Here is a 21,794-nt window from a genome sequence, read left to right on the forward strand (position 1 = left end):
ATTATAAAGCTATTAATTATGAAAAAAACACTACTTTTTTTGGCTACTGTTGTAGCCATGCAAATTGAAATTCAGGCACAGTCAACTGCTGTGCCAAATGCCGATTTTGAACAATTTCTAATCGCAACTACTACTATTAATGGACCATTAGATGGTTTTATTTTAAACAGTGAAGCAGCAGCAGTTACTGGAACGCTTAATTTAGGTGGATCTCCACCTTATAATGCTATTAATGATTTCGCAGGTATTGAAGCATTAACAGGTATTACAGGTTTGGTTATTACGTATAACGCCGCGGTAACAAGTTTAGATGTTTCTGCTAATTCAAGTTTAACATCTCTGGACACGGAAGGGTGTACTTCTTTGAGTAGTATTATAACAGGAGCAAACACCACTTTAAGTCAAGTGCTTATTCCAGGATCTCCAGTTACAAGTTTAGACTTGTCGGGAAATACTAGTTTAACTGAAGTGGATGTAAGACAAACCGGTTTAGTTACTTTAGATATGCGAAACGGTAACAATGTTAATGTAACGGCATTTGATTCTCGTTTTACTCCAACACTTACTTGTGTTTTTGTGGATGATAAAAATGCAGCATATTTATCTACTTGGATGACTGGTAGTGGAACTTTTGTGGATAATGAAGCAGAATGCAATACACTTTCGGTTGCAAGTGAAGGAGGATTAGCGTTTGATATGTTTCCAAATCCTGCTAAAAACAGAATCTATGTGGCATCTAACTTACAAGAATCTCAGATTCAGATTTATGATATCACTGGAAAGTTAGTCTTCAAAACGCAAATGCAGTTTGGGGAGAATGCTTTAGATATTAGTGCGATGGCTCCAGGAGTTTATTTAGCAAGAATATTAGCAAGCGGTAAATCGTTAACGAAGAAATTAATAATTCAGTAAATGAATTAAAGTATGAACCAAAAAAAATCGCAACATGTACATGTTGCGATTTTTTTTTGGACTAGTTTTAAACTATTTCCCTTTATTTATTTTGTTGATGTACTTTTCTAAAGCCATCGTCATAGAAGGTGTTTCTGGCGTTGGTGCCGAGATGTCTACACGCAGTCCATGCTCTTCTACCGCTTTAATAGTAGTGTTACCAAAAACAGCTATTCTAGTATCATTTTGTTTAAAGTCTGGAAAATTCTTGAATAAAGAATCTATTCCTGAAGGACTAAAGAATACTAAGATGTCATAAAATACGTCCTCTAAATCAGATAAATCACTGATTACTGTTTTGTAAAAAACAGCCTGTTTCCAATCCACGGCTAAACCATTTAGTATTTCAGGAACTTCTGGTTTCAGTTTATCTGTAGTTGGTAATAAGAATTTTTCGTCTTTATATTTTTTTATGGTTGGAGATAACTCTGAAAAAGTTCGCTTACCAACATAAATTTTACGTTTTCTATATACTACGTATTTTTGTAAATAGTAAGCTACAGCTTCCGACTGGCAGAAGTATTTCATGCTATCAGGTACTTTAAAACGCATTTCGTCTGCAACTCTAAAAAAGTGGTCTACAGCGTTTCTGCTTGTTAAAATAATAGCAGTGTAATTGCTTAAATCTATTTTTTGTAATCTGATTTCTTTTGCAGGAACTCCTTCTACATGAATAAAAGGTCTAAAGTCTATCTTCACTTTTTGCTTTTCTTGCAAATCAAAATAAGGCGAATTTTCTATTTTAGGTTCTGGTTGAGATACTAAAATGGTTTTGACTTTCATATAATAGCTAGCTTTTTTAAACCTTACTTGTAATCTATAAATAACTTATATAATACGAGATAAGGCGAAATTTCAAGAGTGCAAAGATACAAAATAAAATACAACAAATTGGATTTTATCAAACTTTGATAGGTCTTGTAGGAAGCAGCTATACTAATGCAATTAATTAGTAAAAAAACAAGACCAAGAATTTGTAGTATAATAGGTGACGGTGTGACGCTAAATAATAAAATGAAGTTAACGGGTATGAGCAGTAAACCAATAAAGTTTTTATAGCTCATTTTTTGAAATACATAAAAATCTAAAATGGTTTCTACATCAAATAAGCTTCCTAATAAGCGTTCTATAGATGTTTTTGCCAATATTATTACTGCAATTCCTATAAATACTTTAATTAAAAAAGTGGGGATGTCTTCAATTTCTCCAACAAAACTTTGGTACATCAAAACACTAAAAATAGAACTAGAGATTAATAAGTTTATAAAAAGTAAGGCATCAAAACCGTCAATGGCTTTTATCTCTCTAGAGTATACTTTTAAATATCTAAAATTACCTAGTATATAAACAAAATCATTAAAGCGTTTTGTAAACAGCACTTTTGCAGTGGCAACTAAAACTAGACAAAGTACTAGTAATATGGTGAAAATTTCATTAGATATAATTTCGCGAAGCATACGGTAAAATTATTATAAATAATCCTATTCTTCTTCCATTTTTTAAGGAAAATTTAAAAAAAAGTAATTTTTAAATAGCTTACATTTGCTAAAATTAAATGCCTTTTATGCAAGACGCTATTGTCATCATACCAACATACAACGAAATAGAAAATATTGAGGCTATTATTAAAGCGGTGTTTTCTCTTGAAAAAGCATTTGATGTTTTGGTGGTTGATGATAATTCTCCAGATTTAACAGCGCTAAAAGTTAAGGAACTGCAAGCGCAATTTCCGGAGCGTTTACATCTAGAGGTGCGAAAAGAGAAATCTGGATTAGGTACCGCATACATTCATGGTTTTAAATGGAGTTTGGCAAGAACGTATCGTTATATTTTTGAAATGGATGCAGATTTTTCGCATAATCCAAAAGATTTAATTCGCTTATACCATGCATGCCATATAGATGGAGTAGATTTGGCTATTGGTTCCCGTTATGTAAAAGGTGTAAATGTGGTAAACTGGCCAATGAGTAGAGTTTTACTCTCTTATTTAGCTTCCAAATACGTGCGTTTTGTCACTAGAATGAAAATTCATGATACTACCGCTGGATTTATTTGCTATAAAAGGGAAGTGTTAGAAGCATTTGATTTAAATACCATAAAGTTTACAGGATATGCGTTTCAGATAGAAATGAAATTTAAAGCATATTGTAAAAAGTTTAAAATAAAAGAAATTCCAGTTATTTTTACAGATAGAACAAAAGGAGAATCTAAATTAAGTTCAGGAATCATTTCTGAGGCTATTTTTGGTGTCATCTCTATGAAATGTAAAAGTCTATTTATAAAGTAAAATTAAGACATGCAATACAAACAAACACTTATTAAGAACGCAAAGATTGTGAATGAAGGAACTATCTTTCATGGTGATATTCTTATTGAAGGCGAATACATTAAAGAGATAAGTGAATCCATTAGTGCGAAATCTGCAGATGTTCACATTTTTGATGCAGAAGGTAATTACCTGCTTCCTGGTGTTATTGATGATCAAGTACATTTTAGAGAACCAGGATTAACGCAGAAGGCAAATATAGAAACGGAATCTAAAGCTGCAATTGCTGGAGGAATTACGTCTTTTATAGAAATGCCTAATACCAATCCGCAAACCACAACCATAGAAAAACTTAACGAAAAATTTGAGATAGCCAGAAAAACGTCGTCTGCTAATTATTCTTTTATGTTTGGTGGTACTAATGATAACCTGGAAGAAATTTTAAAAGTAGATCCGAAACAGGTTGCGGCATTAAAATTATTTTTAGGTTCGTCTACAGGAAATATGTTGGTAGATAATCCTGAAGTTTTAGAAAAAATATTTTCTAGCACAAAACTACTTATTGCTGTGCATTGTGAAGATGAAGCAACGATTAAAAAAAATCTTGCGAAATATGTTGAAGAATTTGGTGAAGACATACCAATAAAACATCATCCAGATATTAGAAGTGAAGAGGCTTGTTATATCTCATCGTCTAAAGCAATAGAACTTGCAAAAAAAACAGGAGCTAGACTACACGTTTTTCATCTTTCTACAGCGAAAGAGACGAGTTTGTTTTCGAATAAAATTCCGTTGAAAGATAAAAAAATTACTGCTGAGGTTTGTGTGCATCACTTGTGGTTTACAGACGAAGATTATGATGCTAAGGGAACTTTTATCAAATGGAATCCTGCGGTGAAATCGCAAAAAGATAAAGATGGTTTATGGAAAGCATTGTTAGACGATAGAATAGATGTTATAGCAACAGATCATGCACCACATACTTTAGAAGAAAAGAATAATGTGTACACCAAAGCACCTTCTGGAGGTCCGTTAGTACAGCATGCGCTTCCTGCAATGTTAGAAATGCATCACAAAGGGAAAATCACGTTAGAGAAACTAGTAGAGAAAATGTGTCATAATCCTGCTATATTATTTCAAGTAGAAAAACGTGGATATATAAAAGAAGGTTACTTTGCAGATTTAGTAATAGTAGATTTAAGTAATCCTTGGACCGTTAAAAAAGATAATATTTTATACAAATGCGGTTGGTCTCCTTTTGAAGGTACTACCTTTAAATCTAGAATTACACACACCTTTGTAAATGGAAGTTTAGCGTATAAAAACTTTAAGTTTTATGATGTTAAAGCTGCTAAACAATTAACTTTTAACAGATAATGAGAAACGTATTATATACATGCTTTGTGTTGCTATTAGTATCTTGTTTTAATCAGAATAAGCCTAAAAAACCAGATAATCTTATTTCTAAAGATAAAATGGTTCGTGTAATTGTGGATATGTCTGTGTATAGTTCTGCCAAAGGAGTGAATAAAAAAGTGCTTGAAGAAAAGGGTGTTAAATTACAAGAATATATTTATGAAAAGCATAACATAGATAGTGCGCAATTTGCTGCTAGTAATTATTACTACACGTACAACCCGGAAACATACGAAGACATCTACAAGCAAGTTAGAGATAGTTTAACCAAACTGAAAGCGGAGTACACTGCCTTGGACAAAATAGAAACTAAGGAAAAGAAAAGAAAAGATTCTCTAAAACGCACTAAATTAAAACTAATGCCTGAAAAAGGTGCCTCTTTAAAAGACTCGGTAACGAGTGCTGCGTTTAATAAAAACAAAAAGGCACTATTAAAAAAGAATTAAATTATTGTTCTTTTAAAAATAAATTAGAAACCGTTTCTATACTTTTTTCTAACGGTATAAATTTAAAGTCTAAAGCATTTATAATTTTTTGGTTACTATAATTGGTAATCGTTAAAGCCGTTTTAGCATTTTGTTTTGTTAAGCTTCTTGGTTTTCCTGTTAAAAAACTTTTTAACCAATCTGTTCGCCAAGCCATTTCAAGCATTAAGGAAGTAGCTCTTTTTTTTGGCGCTTTTACTTTTAAATGTTTAGCGGCAATTTCTGTAAAATGTTGAAAGCTTATATTTTTAGCGACTATAACAAAACGTTGGTTAATAATATTACTTTGCATTAGCTGTAACATAGCCGTTACAACATCTTTTACATCTACATATCCAGTAGTTCCAGTAACGTAATAAGGGAATTTGTTATGCGCTTTTTTAAAGAGTAAACCACTACCGCTGTTCCAGAAACCAGCACCTATAATAATCCCAGGATTTACAATTACAGCATCTAATCCTTCTTGGGTGCCACGCCAAACTTCCATTTCTGCACCATATTTTGTAATGCTATAAACACTATTATCAGCTTCCGGATTCCAAAACGTTTCTTCGTCTATAAAACTATTGTCTTCATGGTTTCCTAGAGTAGCAATAGAACTTACATAGCACAATTTTTTAATATTTTTTGCAAGACATAAATTAACAATATTTGCAGTGCCTTCAATATTCGTTTTTCTAAGTTTATGGTAGTCTTTGGGATTAAAAGAAATAAGAGCAGCACAATGATATACCTGTGTGATATCTTGAAATACATCTATTAAAACAGGAATGTCTAATATATCGGCTTCTATCCATTCGATCTTATTAAAAACAGTACTAACATCTTCCGTGAAATAAGAAAATACTTTTTTTACGGTCTGTAGTTTTTCTTCACTTCTATAGATAGCGCGAACCTTTTGATTGTTCTTAACCAATTCATAAAGCAAATGTGATCCTACTAGACCTGTTCCTCCTGTAACTAAAACCATAAAACAAAAATAGTCTTTTTTGTTATTCTCTTTCCTCTTTTGAAGGATAAACATATCTTTGCTAGACTTTAGAATAATATACAAGAAATGAACTATAATATAGTAGAAGAATTAACGTGGAGAGGAATGGTACATGATATCATGCCCGGAACAGAAGAGCAATTAAATAAAGAGATGACAACGGCTTATATTGGTTTTGACCCAACGTCAGATTCATTACATATTGGTAGTTTAGTTCCAATTATTTTATTAATGCATTTAGAAAAAGCAGGACATAAGCCAATTGCGTTGGTTGGTGGAGCAACAGGAATGATTGGAGATCCTTCTGGTAAAAGCGATGAACGTAATTTACTAGACGAAGCGACTTTAAATCATAATGTTGCAGGAATTAAAAAGGTGTTATCTCGTTTTCTTAACTTTTCTTCGGAAGAAAAAAATGCACCAATTTTAGTGAATAACTACGATTGGATGAAAACATTTAGTTTTATAGACTTTGCGCGTGATGTTGGTAAACGAATTACCGTGAACTACATGATGGCAAAAGATTCTGTAAAGAAACGTTTGTCTGGTGAAGAAGGAAACGTTGGTATGTCTTTTACAGAGTTTACCTACCAGTTAATTCAAGGATATGATTTTTACCACTTATACAAACAGCACAATTGTTTGTTGCAAATGGGAGGAAGTGACCAATGGGGAAACATTACTACTGGAACAGAGTTAGTAAGACGTATGAATGTTGGCCAAGAAGCGAAAGCGTTCGCCATGACATGCCCTTTAATAACCAAAGCCGATGGTTCTAAATTTGGTAAAAGTGAAGGAGGAAACATTTGGTTAGATACCGATAAAACTTCGGTATACAAGTTTTACCAATTTTGGTTAAATAGTAGTGATGAAGATGCCGAAAAGTATATTAAAATATTTACCTTTTTAGATAAAGATACTGTGGAAGCTTTAATTGTGGAACATAAAGAAATGCCGCACGTTCGTTTATTACAAAAGCGTTTAGCAGAAGAAGTAACCACATTAGTACATTCTAAATCTGATTTTGAAAATGCCGAAAAAGCATCCAACATCTTATTTAGTAAGTCTTTTAAAGAAGATATAAATACCTTAGATGAAAACACTTTTTTAGATGTGTTTGAAGGTGTGCCTCTAGCAGAAGTTGCTAAGCAAGAAATTGAAGAAGGTTTAGATATGATTGCTGCATTGGCTGCACAAACGAACTTTTTAGCATCGAATGGAGAAGCACGAAGAGCTTTAAAAGAAAACTCGGTTGCGGTTAACAAAGAAAAGGTTAAAGAAGACTATAAGATTACTAGTGAGGACCTAATTAATGGTACTTATGTCGTTATTAATAAAGGAAAACGTAATACCTATATTATAAAAGCTATTTAGGTTTTTGTTAATAATGCTCCTTCCTTTAGTTAAAGGAAGGTGGATTTTGATAAAATCAAATTTCGGATGGTTTGTGGAAAAAGAGCGAAGCTTTTTTTAATTACTATTATAATAGGCAACAAACCCGTATTCGAATGTTTTTTATCAAAATATAGAAGACTTATAGAATAAAAAAGCCTGACTATTTTCATAATCAGGCTTTAAAAACTAACCAATTTACTAAAAACTAATTTTTCTTTTTCTTAGCATTTAAATAGTCGGTGTTATTTCTAAATACTTACAGAATTAGTGTTTTATTTTTTCCCAATTTTCATCTGCCTTTATTTTTAATTCGTTAGGATTTTCTGCATGCCAAAGATCCAAGGTGTTAGTTCCCCAAGCATTATAGAAAAGATATAATTTACCATCACGAATTTCATAGGTTTCTGGATCGATACTTACTTTTTGCGACTTTACTCCAACAGCATACGCACAATAACCACCATATTGCGGCATATATTTTTCCGGATTTTTAATAAACGTATTTAAGTTTTCTTGGGTTGTAAAAAGGTAAGTTACGGTATCCTGCGTTGTTGCGTATTTTTTATTTCCTTCTACTGCTTCGTTGTTAAAGTATGCAACGACATCATAACCTGCAGCAGCTTTTCCTTTTTTTGTGTTATAATCTATTTCTTGTGCGAATATAGTTCCTGTTGTGATAAAAAATAAAAAGATAAGCGTTCTCATAAGTTGTTTTTCTATGAGTCGTTTTAATGGAATACTAATTACATAAGGGAATTACAATACCATCAGGTTACAGCCTCTTATGTCGCTATTATCAAACCTTCCTAGTATTTCAAAAGAACCATTGCTGCTTACTTTTGCTAAATCTTGGGTTGCTATAAAAGAACAGGAATTTATATTTGCTAAATCGATTACGTTTAGTCCTCCAGTTTTTCCAGGCGTTTGAATGGATAAGGCATCTTCGGTGTCACGTGTTAAAACTTGCATCCAATTAGGACAATTAAAAACGCCATTTCCGGTAGAATATGCCTGACTTAATAATTCGGTCATACCATATTCACTATGTATCTTTTGCACGCCAAAGCCTTGTTTTAAAATGTCGTGTAATTCTTCACGTATTAATTCTTTTCGTCTTCCTTTCATACCACCAGTTTCCATAATAATGGTGTTTTTTAATGCAAAGGAATGGTTTTCTACTAAATCTAATAATGCAAAGGAAACACCAATAAGTAATACTTTTTCACCTTGTTTATCTAAGGTTTCTAATTTGCTTTTTAAAGCGGAAAGATTATCTAAATAAAAGCCGCTTTCGGGTTTGTTAGACTTTTTAATCATATCATTAACCATATAGACTAGCGAAGAACCTTCCCGTTCTAAGTAGTTAGGTAATAAAGCAAGAATGGTGTAATCCTTAATGTCACCATAAAAGTGTTTAAAACCGCTTCGGAAGCTTTCCTCATAAATAGAAATATTGGTCACTTGATGTTTGCTAGTTACGCTTCCTGTGGTACCACTACTTGTAAATGTTTCTTCAATTTCTTCCGAAGCACTTAATATAGCATGTGTTTTAAAAAATGAAATTGGTAAAAACGGAATCTCTTCAATACGTTTCACATCGCTAGGATGGATGTATAATAAATCGCAAAAAGAACGATATACAGCATTGTTTTCAAACTGAAATTTAAAAACTTGCAAGGCTACAGTTTCAAAATCTGTTTGGTTTTTAATGTTGAAAATATCTTTGGAGTGTATCATGACTATTTTGTCCGTTCAAGTGATTTTTAGTTGTTGAAATACTAAAAATTATATCGAGAACAAAAGTAGGTAAAATAAAAAAGCGTCACTCTATGAGCAACGCTTTTTATATGATGTAAAATAGAAATTATTTAATCACTAATTTTTTAGTAGTGCTATTTCCATTTTGAGCAATTCTTAAAATGTAAACTCCAGCGTTTAAGCTAGAAACATTTAAAGTTTGGTTTGTAACGTTTTTTACTAATACTTGTTTTCCTAAAACGTCAAAAACAGAAACGTTTACCGCTTCGTTGTTGTTTATTTTAATGTTTACCGTTCCATTTGTTACTGGGTTAGGGAATACAGAGAAAGTTGCAGCTTCATTTTGGTTTACAGAAAGAGTAGCTGTAAAGTTACAAGTAGGTAGCGTAAATCCGTTCGTGTTATCTGTAGTCCAGTTAGTGGTGTCATTTACTGCAGCTCTTAAAGTAGCTGTATTTCCAATTGTTGTAGAGCAGTTATAAATGGCATTGTCTACTTCAGGGCTTAAAGCAATTGAAAAACCTACTAAAGAAGCTGGTTGTGCTGAAGTGTTCGAGCTTGAGGCGTCTGTATCCCAACTACTATTCATGTTTATTCCGGCATAGAAACCAGAATCATCACTAGCGTCAGGTATATTATTAGGGTCGTAAGCTAAAACCTGATCTCCAGATCCAGAAAGATTAATACCAGAGTTGGCAAATGTACCGAAGTTAGCTGCTCCTGCTATATCTGTTATTAAAATCTCTGTTCCTGCAACTATTGTACTAGCAGGTGAAGTCCATGTGGCAGTTCCTTCATTTGATCTAAAACCTCCAGCGGCTTTCCAACCATTATCAGTAAATATAATTATCGTGTTCGCAGGGATTTCAACAAAAGTTACAAACGAAAAGCTATCTGTGTCATCCGAATTATAGCCAGTGAAAGCTATGTCTCCAGTTTGTAGTTGTGCATTAGCCGTAAGGATACATGACAATGTAAATAATAATAAGTAGATTTTTTTCATAATATATTAATTGTTTTTAGGGGTAATACGGCAAATAGTATGCCATTTAGTTATGTGATATAAAATAACCTCTCTGGTTATTTGGTCAAATATATTGCAAAAAAAAAGGCTGGTAAAAAATTACCAGCCTTTTAACAATAACTTAATATTGGCGTTATTTTATCACTAATTTTTTAGTGGTAACATTCCCATTTTGAGAAAGTTTTAAAATATAAACACCACTTGTTAAAGTAGCAACATTTAAAACATTGTTGTTTACTGTTTGGCTAATTACTTGTTTACCAAGAATATCAAAAACAGTAACAGCAATACCTTCGTTAGATTTGCTTGTAATGTTTACTAAACCGTTTGTAACAGGATTAGGGTAAACGTTAAATTTGTTTGCTTCAAAAGCATTCACAGATAAAGAGAAATCATTAGCAGCACCAGGAGTACCTAAGTCACCATTTCCAAGATCATTAGTAGCTATGCCCCAATTTGCACCATTATCATTATCTGTACCATTTAAAGCTGTGATAGATAATTCCATAGCTGCACCAGAAGGATCCGGGAAAGTGGAACCATTATCCCAAATAACAGAATCAATATCTGAGCCAGAACATTCTAATATTAAACCATCCGTTCCGTTACCTAATGAAATATCATTGGCGTAGTTGTAGTCTAAAGCTGGAGCAGTAGTTGCTTCATTACCAATTACAATGTATCCCATTGCAGGAACTATAAGAGAACTTCCAATAGTATGAACTTCTAAAGCAGAAGCTTCATCTTTAATTATCCAACCAATCATATCTATAGGAGTTCCAGTAGTATTATATACTTCAAAGTACTCTCCTGCAGGATCAGAGGCAGCAGCAGGGTTTTGCATAACTTCAGTGATTATTATAGCTCCAGTACTAGGACAAGTAGCAGAAGGTACACAAGTAGGACTTCCAATTGTAGTGTCTAAATTACAGCTACTATTTCCAACATCACCTGTAATAGTAACTTCTAAGTCTACACCTTCTGTTATTCCATTAATCGTTATAGTTCCAGCAACCATTGTGCTTGGGTTGTCACCACCAACAGTACCTTCATTAACCATAATGGTATATGTAGAAGTGTTTCCTCCTGTAAATGCTAAAGTTGCATTATACGTATCTGTTCCAGCGGTTTCTGCAACACAAGTAGCCGTTTCAGCACCTAGTTCTAAAGTACAAGGAAATGCTACCGAAAAATTTACTGTTGCATTTACTGCAGGAATTATAGGATTGTTAGAATTATCTACTAATTCCATAAATACAGTAAAAGATTCTCCATCAGCAATAGCTATAGGTTGGTCTGTAGTGTCATATTTAAATTCATTAAAAGTACCAGAAGGAGTTGTTAGTGTTTGACGAATATGTCCGTCACCTGTACCATTAGCTACGTTAAAATTTTGAACATCAATAGAAACATCTACATTAGTAGTTCCTGAAGGAAATACAGCATTATCTGAAGGGCTAGTAATTGCTATAAATGGATCTGAAGAGATTCCTGTAAGGATAAGATTTCTTAATCTAACACCTCTTTCAGCAACACCATTGTTTGATATTTTAATCTGTACTTGGCTAGTAACACTGTTTAAAGTAAACGTTCCACCATCGATATAAGAAGATCCAGTTGTTACAGTAGATAATTCTGTTTGTGTGAAACTTGTTCCGCCATCAAAAGAAATTTCAATTTTAGCTGGGTTATAATCACCACCTCCATAAGAAGCAACATCTAAACTGAATTCTGCAGATGCATAAGCAGAAAGATCATAAACAGCGGTAAGGATTTCATCTGAAGGATCTCCAGATTCTACTAAATAGTAAGACCCTTTGTCAATTGATTGTGCAGTTACATTATTAGTATCAGACCATCCGGCAGAAGGATAAGCACCACCACCACCAGCGTTAAATACTTCAATTTGCCCAAAAGAAGCCGTTGCAATCAAAGTAAATAATAAAAAGTAAATTTTTTTCATAATTATGTTGTTTATAGTTAAGAAAACAAATATAGGGAGAAATCTGATTTTATCTATAGGAATTTTAAATATTCACAGTAATGTAACATTAGCTATCTACTTATATGTTAGATTTATAAAATACAATATCTATTTGAATGCCTGTCTGGTTGTTATGTTAATCCTTATGTTACTATATTGTTATTTGTATGTAAATTGCTGTTCTTGTTTCCGATTAATTTTATCTTTACATTATCTTAAACTTTAGTTTAAATAAGCAAATGAAGAAGAAAGACATTAAAATATTATTGGTAGATGATGAACCAGACATTTTAGAAATAGTTGGTTACAATCTAACTGCCGAAGGATACCAAGTTATAACTGCAGAAAATGGTTTGCAAGCAGTGAAAAAGGCTAGAAAAGAAAAGCCTCAACTTATTATTCTAGATGTAATGATGCCAGAAATGGATGGTATTGAAGCATGTGAACAAATTAGAAAAATAGAAAGCTTAAACAATACGATTATTACTTTTCTAACCGCAAGAGGTGAAGATTACTCTCAAGTTGCTGGTTTTGATGCTGGAGCAGATGATTATATCACAAAGCCAATAAAACCAAAAGTTTTAGTGAGTAAAGTAAAAGCTTTGTTACGCCGTTTTAAAGAGGTAGATGCAAGTGAAAGTATTGTGAAAATTGGTAGTTTGATTATTAACAGGGAAGAATATAAAATAGAACTTAAAGGAGTAGAAATCATTTTGCCCAGAAAAGAGTTTGAATTACTATCTTTACTAGCATCCAAGCCTGGTAAAGTTTTTAAACGTGAAGATATTCTGGATAAAGTTTGGGGAAATGAAGTCGTTGTTGGTGGAAGAACCATAGATGTGCACATTAGAAAACTTAGAGAGAAAATTGGCGATGATTACTTTAAGACCGTTAAAGGTGTTGGTTATAAGTTTGTAGAATAATGCAAAGAAAATTAAAGAAAACGTACAAATTTGCTTTTAAAACAGCATTGTACATCACTGTTTTTTTAACGCTCTTGATGAGTGTTTTTTTGTATAAATTTTATCTTCTAGATTGGATTCAAATTGTCTTCATAGCTTTAACTTGTTTTGTTTCTTCTTTTATAATTATTCAATATCGTGTAGAACAATTTATTTATAAACGTGTAAAAAAGGTGTATGATGATCTTACGCTTTTAGAATCTTCTACTTTAAAAAAAGAAAGGATTACCACAGATATGGCAACGCTTACAAGAGAAATTGATAAGTATGCTAAAGACAGAAAACTAGAGCTAGAACTTCTTAAAGTACGTGAAGAGTACCGAAAAGAGTATCTAGGTAATGTGTCGCACGAACTTAAAACCCCATTGTTTACCGTGCAAGGTTATATCCTTACTTTATTGGATGGTGCTGTAAAAGATAAAAATGTACGTGACAAATATTTAAGTAATGCCAATAAAGGAGTAGAAAGGCTAATCTATATTGTTCGGGATTTAGATATGATTACCAAATTAGAAATTGGGGATTTAAGTTTAAATATCGAGGCATTTGATATTGTAGCTTTAGTGCAAAGTGTTTTTGAGCTATTTGAAATGAAAGCATCAAAAAAGCATATCACCTTAACTTTTGATATGGATTATAAAGAACCAATTTTAGTAAAGGGAGATAAAGAGCGCATAGAGCAAGTACTTACAAATCTTATAGTGAATTCTATTAAATACGGAAGCCAACAAGGTACCACAGAAGTTAGTATTGAAAACCTTATTAAAAATAAAGTTATTGTTCGCGTAACAGATAATGGAGAAGGTATTGAGAAAAAACACATACCAAGATTATTTGAACGTTTTTACCGAGTAGATAAAAGTGGTTCGCGTAAAGAAGGCGGTTCTGGACTAGGCTTAGCAATAGTAAAACATATTATTGAAGCGCATGACGAAAAAATTTACATAGAAAGTGAATTTGAAGTAGGGAGTGAGTTTTCTTTCACACTAGAAAAGGTCGAATAATTTTTTATAATTCACTTGGTAATCAAAATGCTTTAAACCAGAATAAGTAGCTGTATTTTGTAGTTTGCTAATGGTGAAATCTTCCTGTTTGCAACTAGGTACAATGCCTAAAGTGTCCAGTCTTTCTGCTAAATATTCTTGTTCAAACTGACCAGGAGTTGGTATAAAAAAAGCTTCTTTTTCTAATTTTGCTAAATCCATTATGGTAGTATATCCAGAACGTGATAAAACCAAAGCACTTTCATTTATAGTTTGTTCTAGCAAAGCACTAGTCATAAAGTTATAAAGAATTATATTGTCTTTTTTTATTTTAGTTTGTATCGGTTCAATAACGCCTTTAACAAAAACAATACTTCCTTTAAAAGCTTTTAACTCTTCTAAAAGTTTTACTTCTAAAAATGTTCGTTGTGGTTCTGGTCCAGATAATAAAACCAATAAATCCGTTTTTATTAGTACTTCTTTTTTATGGAATCTACTTAAAGGTCCAAGATATTTTGTAGGTAATTCTGGCACATCCACATGACCAAGTTTTCCGCTTAAATTAGGTTCTCCTAAATTATCAGGAACCCAACAAACATCAAACTGTTGCATTACTTTTTGATGCATTTTAGTACTTAACCACGTCGTGCTTCCGCTTAAAACCTGTAGTTGATGACTTATAAAAACACAAGGCACTTTTTTGTTATGCAAGCCAAGTCTATTATCGCTTATAATTCCGGTAATATTATGTGCTTCAATAATTGTTTTAATTGCTTTCTTTTCTGCTTTAATTGCTTTTAAAACTTTAGGGGAATCTTTTAATAATTTCCATTTAAATAGTTTTGCATTTTTAGCATATGCAATATGGTATGAAGGTAGTTCTAGCGCTTCCAAATTCGGAAATTCCTTTTTTAATAATTGCAGAGCAGTACCATCGCTAGCCAAAACAACTTCAAAATCATGTAATATTAGCGCACGAATAATGGGTATGCAACGTGTAGCATGACCAAGTCCCCAATTTAGAGGAGCAACTAATATGCGTTTTTTTCCTTTCATAAAAAACAAAGATAAGCATAAACAAGGCTCGTTATATTTCCTTAATTTTGCCAAAACATTAAATAATTGTGGGAAGTAAAAATAAACTGAAACGTTTTAAAGAAAACGAAACTTTTAAAAACGTATTTGAACCAACAAGAGAAGAGCTTGTAGATGCGCAATACCAATTAAAAGGAAACTGGTGTGCTACCTTTTTTAAAAATGATAACCCTTTGGTTTTAGAACTTGGTTGTGGTAAAGGGGAGTATAGTGTCGCTTTAGCTGAAAAATATCCAAACAAAAACTTTATTGGTATCGATATTAAAGGTGCACGTTTTTGGAGAGGCGCTAAAACAGCAATCGAAGAAAATATACCAAACGTAGCTTTTATTCGTACGCAAATAGAATTGGTAGAACATGTTTTTGCTGAAAATGAAGTCGACGAAATTTGGATTACTTTTCCAGATCCGCAAATAAAATATAAACGTACCAAGCATAGAATGACAAATTCTGCATTCTTAAAACGGTATAAAACTATTTTAAAACCAGACGGAATCATGAATCTTAAAACCGATAGTGAGTTTATGCATGGCTATACTTTAGGTTTATTACATGGTGAAGGTCATGAAGTATTATACGCAAACCATAACGTGTATAAACAAGAAGGAAGTCCGGAAGAAGTAACCAGTATTCAAACCTTTTATGAAAGCCAATACCTTAAAGATGACAAAGCAATTACGTATATTCGTTTTAAAATAAAATAGTTTGACAATAACCATTACATTTTTTTTAGGATTACTTGTTGCTTTAGTTGGTGTAACTCCTCCTGGATTACTCAACATGACCGCTGCAAAAATTAGCCTAAAAGATGGGTATTCTAGAGGGATCACTTTTTCTATTGGAGCCTGTGTTATCATTGTCATTCAAACATATCTTGGAGTGCTTTTCGCACGCTATTTGAGTAATCATCAGGATGTTGTAGACGTTTTGCAACGGGTTGCATTTATACTGTTTGTATTGATAACTATATATTACTTATTAATCGCCAAAACAGAAGATAAGCCCAAAGCAGAACTAAAAGTGAAAAGTAAAAAGAGTAGGTTTTTTCAAGGTATGCTACTTTCTGCTTTAAATGTATTTCCAATTCCGTATCAAGCGTATATGAGTATAACGCTTGCTTCTTTTGGTTGGATGAGTTTTGAAAAAACCAGTATTTTTTCCTACGTTGCGGGAGCTGCAACAGGTAGTTTTGTAATCTTTTATATCTATATTTTCTTTTTCGATAAAATTAAAAGCAAGACGCTTACTTCGCAAAAAAGCATGAATTATCTTATTGGTACCGTAACCGGAATAATTTCTATTATTACCTTGTTTCATATTCTTAAAGATTTGTAATGCAGGAAAAGACTTTAAATTTTTTCGAAAAAGTATATGAAGTGGCTCGCTTAATACCAGATGGTCGGGTTACAAGTTATGGTGCAATTGCCAAATATTTAGGTGCTGCAAAAAGTGCTAGAATGGTTGGTTATGCCATGAATGGTTCTGGCGCAAAAGATGTTCCTGCACACCGCGTAGTAAACAGAAAAGGATTGCTAACTGGAAAGTTTCATTTTGACGGTACAAACCTCATGCAGCAACTTTTAGAAAACGAAGGTGTTACGGTTATTGAAAACCAAATTCAAAACTTTGAAACGCTGTTTTGGGATCCTGCAAAGGAGTTATAATTGTTTGTTTGTTTAGGTGTATTTTTATTTAAAATTATCAAAAATGAAGAAACTATTACTTTTCTTATTTGCTGCGTTATGTATTAATATCGCCGTATTCGCGCAATGTAGTATTAATCCATATATACAAGATAATTATGAGTTAGATGCGAAGTTGTTAACGCTCAGAGCTATTTTAGCAGATTCTTCAGATCCAGATTTTGATAATCCTTTTTTACCAGAAGAAAGAGTTACACCTTATTTAGAAAAGCTTTCTGCTATTTATGAAAACCCAAATAACGATCCAGAGATCGATATGCTTTTTAGTTATTTTAATTTTCATGCCAATCAAGAGATTAGCAACCCTATTGAATTTAAAACGCTAGTTTTTAATGTGCCTACCGCTTTACCTTGGGTAGAAAATTTTAAAAATACAGCGGTGTCTGGTGTTTCTCCATTAGACAACTTAATGAGTACATATCAATTTACAATAGATACTTTTATAGATTTCACCTCTTCCTCTAGCACTGCTTTTTTTATTAAAACGAATTATGATGTATTAAATTTATATGCCTTAATAGACGACTTTGAAGCTATAGATAATTTTAATTATGCGGAAGTTTTTTTACAAGATATAGGCGTTAGAACAAATTATACTGGTCAACCATATGGCATTGAGTTTTATGAATTTGGAGCGCCAGCTGGAGAATATCCTACTTCCGCTTGTGATATTGTTTATATGGAAAATACATTTCACTTTTCCGTTTTTGGAGGAGATTGTTTCTCTGGGTGTCAAGTTGGTGAAACTATAGCTAGTATAACCGTTTCCGAGGATTGCCAAGTATTAGCAACACCAACATTTGAAGAAAATATTTTTTCTTTTTACCCCAATCCTGCAAACAATTACATTAATATAACAAGCAATAATATTCAAGACGAAACTACGATTCGCATTTTTGATATTACAGGAAAGCAAGTTTTAAAGCAAACTTTAATAGAAAGCATTTTAGATGTTTCTATGTTGTATTCTGGCGTTTATATCATTAAAATCAATCAAAATAATAAAGAAGAAACCCAAAGATTGGTTATTAAATAATTGATAGCAGTACGCTACAATTTTGTATTCCAGCATGTAACTTGTCATTATTAAAGCATGTAACAATCTATTCGTATTTCCTAATTTTTGTAAAATTCACAAAGAATAGCAAATCCTTGAGTAATAGCTTTTTCTAATAATAACACAAAAAAACTTCCAGCCGCAATCTTCCGTCTTACAGCAATATTAATTATATTTGCTGTTTAGAATAAATCTTAATAGAATTTGAAAGTTTTGTCTATAATATTAGACTCTATTTTCAATAGATATAAAATATGAAAATCAACAAACAAGACATATTAAAAGCATTAGAAACTATTTCTGCACCTGGCGAAGGACAAAACATGGTAGAAAGTGGAGCGGTAACCAACGTAATAACTTTTGGCGATGAGGTTGTTGTAGATATTACAATTACAAACCCAAGCTTACAAGCAAAAAAGAAAACCGAAGTAGAAATACTACAGACGATTCATAGATTAGTTTATGAAAAAGCAAAGATAACCGTCAACATCAAAGTAGAAGCACCAACAAAATCTGCTCCTAATGTAATTAAAGGAAAATCGATTCCTGGAATTCAAAACATAGTAGCAGTAGCTTCCGGAAAAGGTGGTGTTGGTAAATCAACAGTTACCGCAAACCTTGCCGTTACTTTGGCTAAAATGGGATTTAAAGTAGGAATCTTAGATGCCGATATTTATGGGCCTTCTATTCCAATTATGTTTGATGTAGTAAACGAAAAACCGTTAGCCGTAAATATAGACGGAAAGTCTAAAATGAAACCTGTAGAAAATTACGGCGTTAAAATTCTATCTATTGGCTTTTTTACAAAACCGGACCAAGCCGTAGTATGGCGTGGACCAATGGCAGCAAAAGCATTAAATCAAATGATTTTTGATGCCGCTTGGGGAGAATTAGATTTCTTACTTTTAGATTTACCTCCTGGAACAGGAGATATTCACTTAAGTATCATGCAATCTTTACCAATAACAGGAGCTGTTATAGTAAGTACACCGCAAAACGTAGCGTTAGCAGATGCTAAAAAAGGAGTAGCAATGTTTCAACAAGAAAGCATTAACGTTCCAGTTTTAGGAATCATTGAAAATATGGCTTACTTTACACCAGAAGAATTGCCAGAAAATAAATACTATATCTTTGGTAAACAAGGAGCAAAAAACCTTGCCGAAGATTTACAAGTACCGTTTTTAGGTGAATTGCCTTTAATACAAAGCATTCGTGAAGCAGGAGACATTGGTCATCCAGCAGCATTGCAAACGGCAACAGCTTTAGAGCAGGCATTCGAGAAAATTACGCAGAACGTTGTGCAAGAAGTGGTACGAAGAAATGATGATTTACCGCCAACCGAAGCAATTAAAATAACAACAATGGCTGGATGTTCAGCGGTAAAAAAATAGTAAATGACTACAGAAGAACTAAGATTAAATATAGAGAAAGCCTTAGATGAAATTCGTCCCTTTTTACAAAGTGATGGCGGCGATATCTCCCTACTTTCTATTGAAGATGATAAAGTGGTAAAGGTGCAGTTAGAAGGTGCTTGTGTTGGTTGTAGTGTAAATCAAATGACCCTAAAATCAGGTGTAGAAATGACCATTAAAAAGTATGCACCGCAAATAGAGCAGGTTATTAATATAGAAGCTTAGTTGGGCGTGACCGCAAGGGTCAGGCTTTCACTACTCGCTCTCTGCGAGGAGCTCAAACAAGCCGTTCAATCCTTCACGCAAACTGATAAAAGTCATGAAATTTGGCAACTAAAAACGAGTACTTTGCAAAAACAAAGTTGAATAATAATATATAATGTGTACTCCTGTGCAGTTTTTAAAACCGCACAGGTTTATGCGTATTAAAAGATACCCACTTTTGTGGGCATTTATATGATTAAAACAGATATACTTATAATAGGAGCTGGTCCAACAGGGTTATTCGCCGTTTTTGAAGCTGGCTTATTAAAATTAAAATGTCATTTAATTGACGCGTTACCACAACAAGGCGGACAATGCTCAGAGCTATATCCTAAAAAGCCTATTTATGATATTCCAGCATATCCAGAAATTCTTGCTGGCGATTTAACACATAAATTAATGGAACAATGCAAACAGTTCGAACCAGGATTTACACTTGGTGAACGCGCAGAAACCATAGAAAAACAAGAAGATGGTAGCTTTATTGTTACCACCAATAAAGGAACAAAACACCAAGCACCAGTAGTAGCCATCGCTGGTGGATTAGGAAGCTTTGAACCTAGAAAACCTTTAATACATAACATTGCACATTTTGAAGATAAAGGTGTGGAGTATATGATTAAAGAACCAGAATTTTACAGAAATAAGAAAGTAGTTATTGCTGGTGGTGGAGATTCGGCGCTAGATTGGAGTATCTTTTTAAGTGATATTGCAAGTTCAGTAACTTTAATACATAGAAGAAGTGAGTTTCGCGGACATCTAGATTCTGTAGAAAAAGTACAAGAACTTAAAAATGAAGGAAAAATAGATCTAATTACACCAGCAGAAGTAATTGGCATTTTAGGCGATAAAAAACTAACAGGAATAGTTGTTAAACAAGCAGAAAATATAGAAAAAGAGTTTGAGTTGGAATGTGATCATTTTATTCCGCTTTTCGGACTTTCACCTAAACTAGGACCCATTGCAAATTGGGGATTAGAAATAGAAAAAAATGCGATTAAAGTAAATAATGCATTAGATTACCAAACAAACATACCAGGAATCTACGCTATTGGAGATGTAAATACCTATCCAGGGAAATTGAAATTAATCCTTTGCGGATTTCACGAAGCAACATTGATGTGTCAATCTGCGTATCAAATAATTAATCCAGGAAAAAGGTATGTGTTAAAATATACTACCGTTGCTGGAGTAGATGGTTTTGATGGAACGCGTAAAGAATCACCAAAAGCAGTCGTAAAAAAGATTGAGTAACAAGTAAACAGTTTTCAGTAGCAGTTAGCAATGCTTGCTCGATTGCAAACAAAAGATATGCTAAAAGTTGTAAAATAATTAATTTCACCTCTGAGTTTCTCTGCGAAAACTCCGAGATTCTCAGTGTAATAATAAAAAAGAGGTTCCCACTTTCGTGGAAGGGAACAGGAAACATGGAACAAGATATAAACATAAAAATAACAGATAGAGATGGTGTAACACATGAAGTGCTTGCGCCAACAGATATGGCAATGAATCTAATGGAAGTCGTTCGTTCTTATGAGCTTGCTCCAGAAGGAACTATTGGTATTTGTGGTGGTATGGCTATGTGTGCTTCTTGTCAATGTTATGTGTTAAGCGAAACCGAATTGCCAGAAATGCAAGACGACGAAGAGGCGATGTTAAGCGAAGCATTTAATGTGAAAGAAAACTCTCGTTTAGGTTGCCAAATTCAAATGACTCCAGCAATGGAAGGTTTAGAGGTAGTACTTGCTCCAGAAAGTTAAATCCCTTCTAAAATAGGATTCTCATAATCGGAAAACTTATGGTATAATCCATATAATTTGGAGTGCGCTGTTTGCAGATCAATGAATGGATTTCTGTCCTCTTAAAAATGCAATATGCAATAAGACCTAAACATGAGAATAATAGACATGGCAATGCTTGTGATGAACATGGTCATGAATACAAACTTATTTCCTGCATATGCAATACTCTTCATAAAGGAATAAAATCACGTAGTATCTTCAAAGTAAAGCGGTTACCGTAGTAATCGCAATTCACAATTTTAAAAA

At 33.1% G+C, this 21,794-nt stretch carries 23 protein-coding genes; 15 read left to right on the plus strand and 8 right to left on the minus strand.

Going from position 1 to position 21,794, the window contains the following annotated elements:
- Positions 1-18: 18 nt before the first annotated feature.
- Positions 19-912, plus strand: coding sequence for a T9SS type A sorting domain-containing protein (locus ACVCXO_RS08940; protein ID WP_452229248.1), 894 nt, complete (start codon positions 19-21; stop codon positions 910-912).
- 72 nt (positions 913-984) lie between these two features.
- On the opposite strand, the gene ACVCXO_RS08945 is transcribed toward ACVCXO_RS08940, so the two are convergent.
- Both ACVCXO_RS08945 and ACVCXO_RS08950 read right to left on the minus strand, forming a co-directional pair.
- On the minus strand, positions 985-1,734 hold the full coding sequence (locus ACVCXO_RS08945) for a uroporphyrinogen-III synthase (protein WP_452229249.1): 750 nt from the start codon (positions 1,732-1,734) through the stop codon (positions 985-987).
- 23 nt (positions 1,735-1,757) lie between these two features.
- Positions 1,758-2,408, minus strand: coding sequence for a DUF4271 domain-containing protein (locus tag ACVCXO_RS08950; protein WP_452229250.1), 651 nt, complete (start codon positions 2,406-2,408; stop codon positions 1,758-1,760).
- A 107-nt stretch (positions 2,409-2,515) separates the two neighbouring features.
- Between ACVCXO_RS08950 and ACVCXO_RS08955 the strand changes: the two genes are divergently transcribed.
- Genes ACVCXO_RS08955 through ACVCXO_RS08965 form a run of 3 tightly spaced genes read left to right on the plus strand, consistent with a single transcriptional unit; the run spans position 2,516 to position 5,079 of the window.
- Entirely contained in the window at positions 2,516-3,238 is a 723-nt protein-coding gene (locus tag ACVCXO_RS08955) for a polyprenol monophosphomannose synthase (protein WP_452229251.1), read from the plus strand.
- A gap of 9 nt (positions 3,239-3,247) precedes the next feature.
- Positions 3,248-4,594 carry a dihydroorotase gene (locus ACVCXO_RS08960; protein WP_452229252.1) on the plus strand — a complete coding sequence of 449 codons (1,347 nt, stop codon included), beginning with the start codon at positions 3,248-3,250 and terminating at the stop codon, positions 4,592-4,594.
- A complete protein-coding gene (locus tag ACVCXO_RS08965; protein ID WP_452229253.1) occupies positions 4,594-5,079 on the plus strand; it encodes a DUF4296 domain-containing protein in 486 nt (161 codons plus the stop codon). The genes ACVCXO_RS08960 and ACVCXO_RS08965 overlap by 1 nt, the downstream gene beginning before the upstream one ends.
- A 1-nt stretch (position 5,080) precedes the next feature.
- On the opposite strand, the gene ACVCXO_RS08970 is transcribed toward ACVCXO_RS08965, so the two are convergent.
- Entirely contained in the window at positions 5,081-6,088 is a 1,008-nt protein-coding gene (locus ACVCXO_RS08970) for an NAD-dependent epimerase/dehydratase family protein (RefSeq protein ID WP_452229254.1), read from the minus strand.
- A gap of 87 nt (positions 6,089-6,175) precedes the next feature.
- Between ACVCXO_RS08970 and tyrS the strand changes: the two genes are divergently transcribed.
- Complete coding sequence (tyrS, locus tag ACVCXO_RS08975; RefSeq protein ID WP_452229255.1) at positions 6,176-7,483, plus strand: tyrosine--tRNA ligase; 1,308 nt, start codon at positions 6,176-6,178, stop codon at positions 7,481-7,483.
- A gap of 285 nt (positions 7,484-7,768) precedes the next feature.
- Here the strand turns inward: tyrS and ACVCXO_RS08980 are convergent, their stop codons facing one another.
- The 4 genes from ACVCXO_RS08980 to ACVCXO_RS08995 form a co-directional block, all read right to left on the minus strand.
- Positions 7,769-8,209 (minus strand): YHS domain-containing (seleno)protein, encoded by a 441-nt coding sequence (locus ACVCXO_RS08980; protein ID WP_452229256.1) that lies wholly within the window; start codon positions 8,207-8,209, stop codon positions 7,769-7,771.
- A gap of 51 nt (positions 8,210-8,260) precedes the next feature.
- A complete protein-coding gene (locus tag ACVCXO_RS08985; protein WP_452229257.1) occupies positions 8,261-9,241 on the minus strand; it encodes a LuxE/PaaK family acyltransferase in 981 nt (326 codons plus the stop codon).
- Positions 9,242-9,368: 127 nt separating this feature from the next.
- Positions 9,369-10,265 carry a T9SS type A sorting domain-containing protein gene (locus tag ACVCXO_RS08990; protein ID WP_452229258.1) on the minus strand — a complete coding sequence of 299 codons (897 nt, stop codon included), beginning with the start codon at positions 10,263-10,265 and terminating at the stop codon, positions 9,369-9,371.
- A gap of 154 nt (positions 10,266-10,419) precedes the next feature.
- On the minus strand, positions 10,420-12,249 hold the full coding sequence (locus ACVCXO_RS08995; protein ID WP_452229259.1) for a T9SS type A sorting domain-containing protein: 1,830 nt from the start codon (positions 12,247-12,249) through the stop codon (positions 10,420-10,422).
- Positions 12,250-12,509: 260 nt separating this feature from the next.
- Here ACVCXO_RS08995 and ACVCXO_RS09000 point away from each other — a divergent pair, with 260 nt between their 5' ends.
- Both ACVCXO_RS09000 and ACVCXO_RS09005 read left to right on the plus strand, forming a co-directional pair.
- The gene (locus tag ACVCXO_RS09000; RefSeq protein WP_452229260.1) at positions 12,510-13,193 is read left to right on the plus strand and encodes a response regulator transcription factor; all 684 of its coding nucleotides are present in this window, start codon (positions 12,510-12,512) and stop codon (positions 13,191-13,193) included.
- Positions 13,193-14,236 (plus strand): sensor histidine kinase, encoded by a 1,044-nt coding sequence (locus tag ACVCXO_RS09005; protein ID WP_452229261.1) that lies wholly within the window; start codon positions 13,193-13,195, stop codon positions 14,234-14,236. Before ACVCXO_RS09000 ends, ACVCXO_RS09005 begins: the two co-directional genes overlap by 1 nt.
- Here ACVCXO_RS09005 and ACVCXO_RS09010 read toward each other — a convergent pair.
- Positions 14,219-15,271 (minus strand): glycosyltransferase, encoded by a 1,053-nt coding sequence (locus tag ACVCXO_RS09010; protein WP_452229262.1) that lies wholly within the window; start codon positions 15,269-15,271, stop codon positions 14,219-14,221. The two genes, ACVCXO_RS09005 and ACVCXO_RS09010, sit on opposite strands and share 18 nt — an antisense overlap.
- Before the next feature lie 68 nt (positions 15,272-15,339).
- Between ACVCXO_RS09010 and trmB the strand changes: the two genes are divergently transcribed.
- The 8 genes from trmB (at position 15,340) to ACVCXO_RS09050 (ending at position 21,506) form a co-directional block, all read left to right on the plus strand.
- Positions 15,340-16,014 (plus strand): tRNA (guanosine(46)-N7)-methyltransferase TrmB, encoded by a 675-nt coding sequence (trmB, locus tag ACVCXO_RS09015; protein ID WP_452229263.1) that lies wholly within the window; start codon positions 15,340-15,342, stop codon positions 16,012-16,014.
- Position 16,015: 1 nt separating this feature from the next.
- Positions 16,016-16,645, plus strand: a complete 630-nt coding sequence (locus ACVCXO_RS09020) for a LysE family transporter (RefSeq protein WP_452229264.1) — start codon at positions 16,016-16,018, stop codon at positions 16,643-16,645.
- Positions 16,645-16,974: an MGMT family protein gene (locus ACVCXO_RS09025; RefSeq protein ID WP_452229265.1), complete on the plus strand. Its 330-nt coding sequence runs from the start codon at positions 16,645-16,647 to the stop codon at positions 16,972-16,974. Before ACVCXO_RS09020 ends, ACVCXO_RS09025 begins: the two co-directional genes overlap by 1 nt.
- Positions 16,975-17,017: 43 nt before the next feature.
- Positions 17,018-18,049, plus strand: coding sequence for a T9SS type A sorting domain-containing protein (locus tag ACVCXO_RS09030; RefSeq protein WP_452229266.1), 1,032 nt, complete (start codon positions 17,018-17,020; stop codon positions 18,047-18,049).
- A 275-nt stretch (positions 18,050-18,324) separates the two neighbouring features.
- Entirely contained in the window at positions 18,325-19,461 is a 1,137-nt protein-coding gene (locus ACVCXO_RS09035; protein WP_452229267.1) for an Mrp/NBP35 family ATP-binding protein, read from the plus strand.
- Between the two features lie 3 nt (positions 19,462-19,464).
- Positions 19,465-19,707 carry a NifU family protein gene (locus ACVCXO_RS09040; protein WP_203460079.1) on the plus strand — a complete coding sequence of 81 codons (243 nt, stop codon included), beginning with the start codon at positions 19,465-19,467 and terminating at the stop codon, positions 19,705-19,707.
- Between the two features lie 231 nt (positions 19,708-19,938).
- Positions 19,939-21,000, plus strand: a complete 1,062-nt coding sequence (locus ACVCXO_RS09045; RefSeq protein ID WP_452229268.1) for an NAD(P)/FAD-dependent oxidoreductase — start codon at positions 19,939-19,941, stop codon at positions 20,998-21,000.
- Between the two features lie 173 nt (positions 21,001-21,173).
- Positions 21,174-21,506 carry a ferredoxin gene (locus tag ACVCXO_RS09050; RefSeq protein WP_452229269.1) on the plus strand — a complete coding sequence of 111 codons (333 nt, stop codon included), beginning with the start codon at positions 21,174-21,176 and terminating at the stop codon, positions 21,504-21,506.
- Positions 21,507-21,794 lie beyond the last annotated feature (288 nt).

The sequence above is a fragment of the Lacinutrix sp. MEBiC02404 genome (assembly GCF_053601575.1).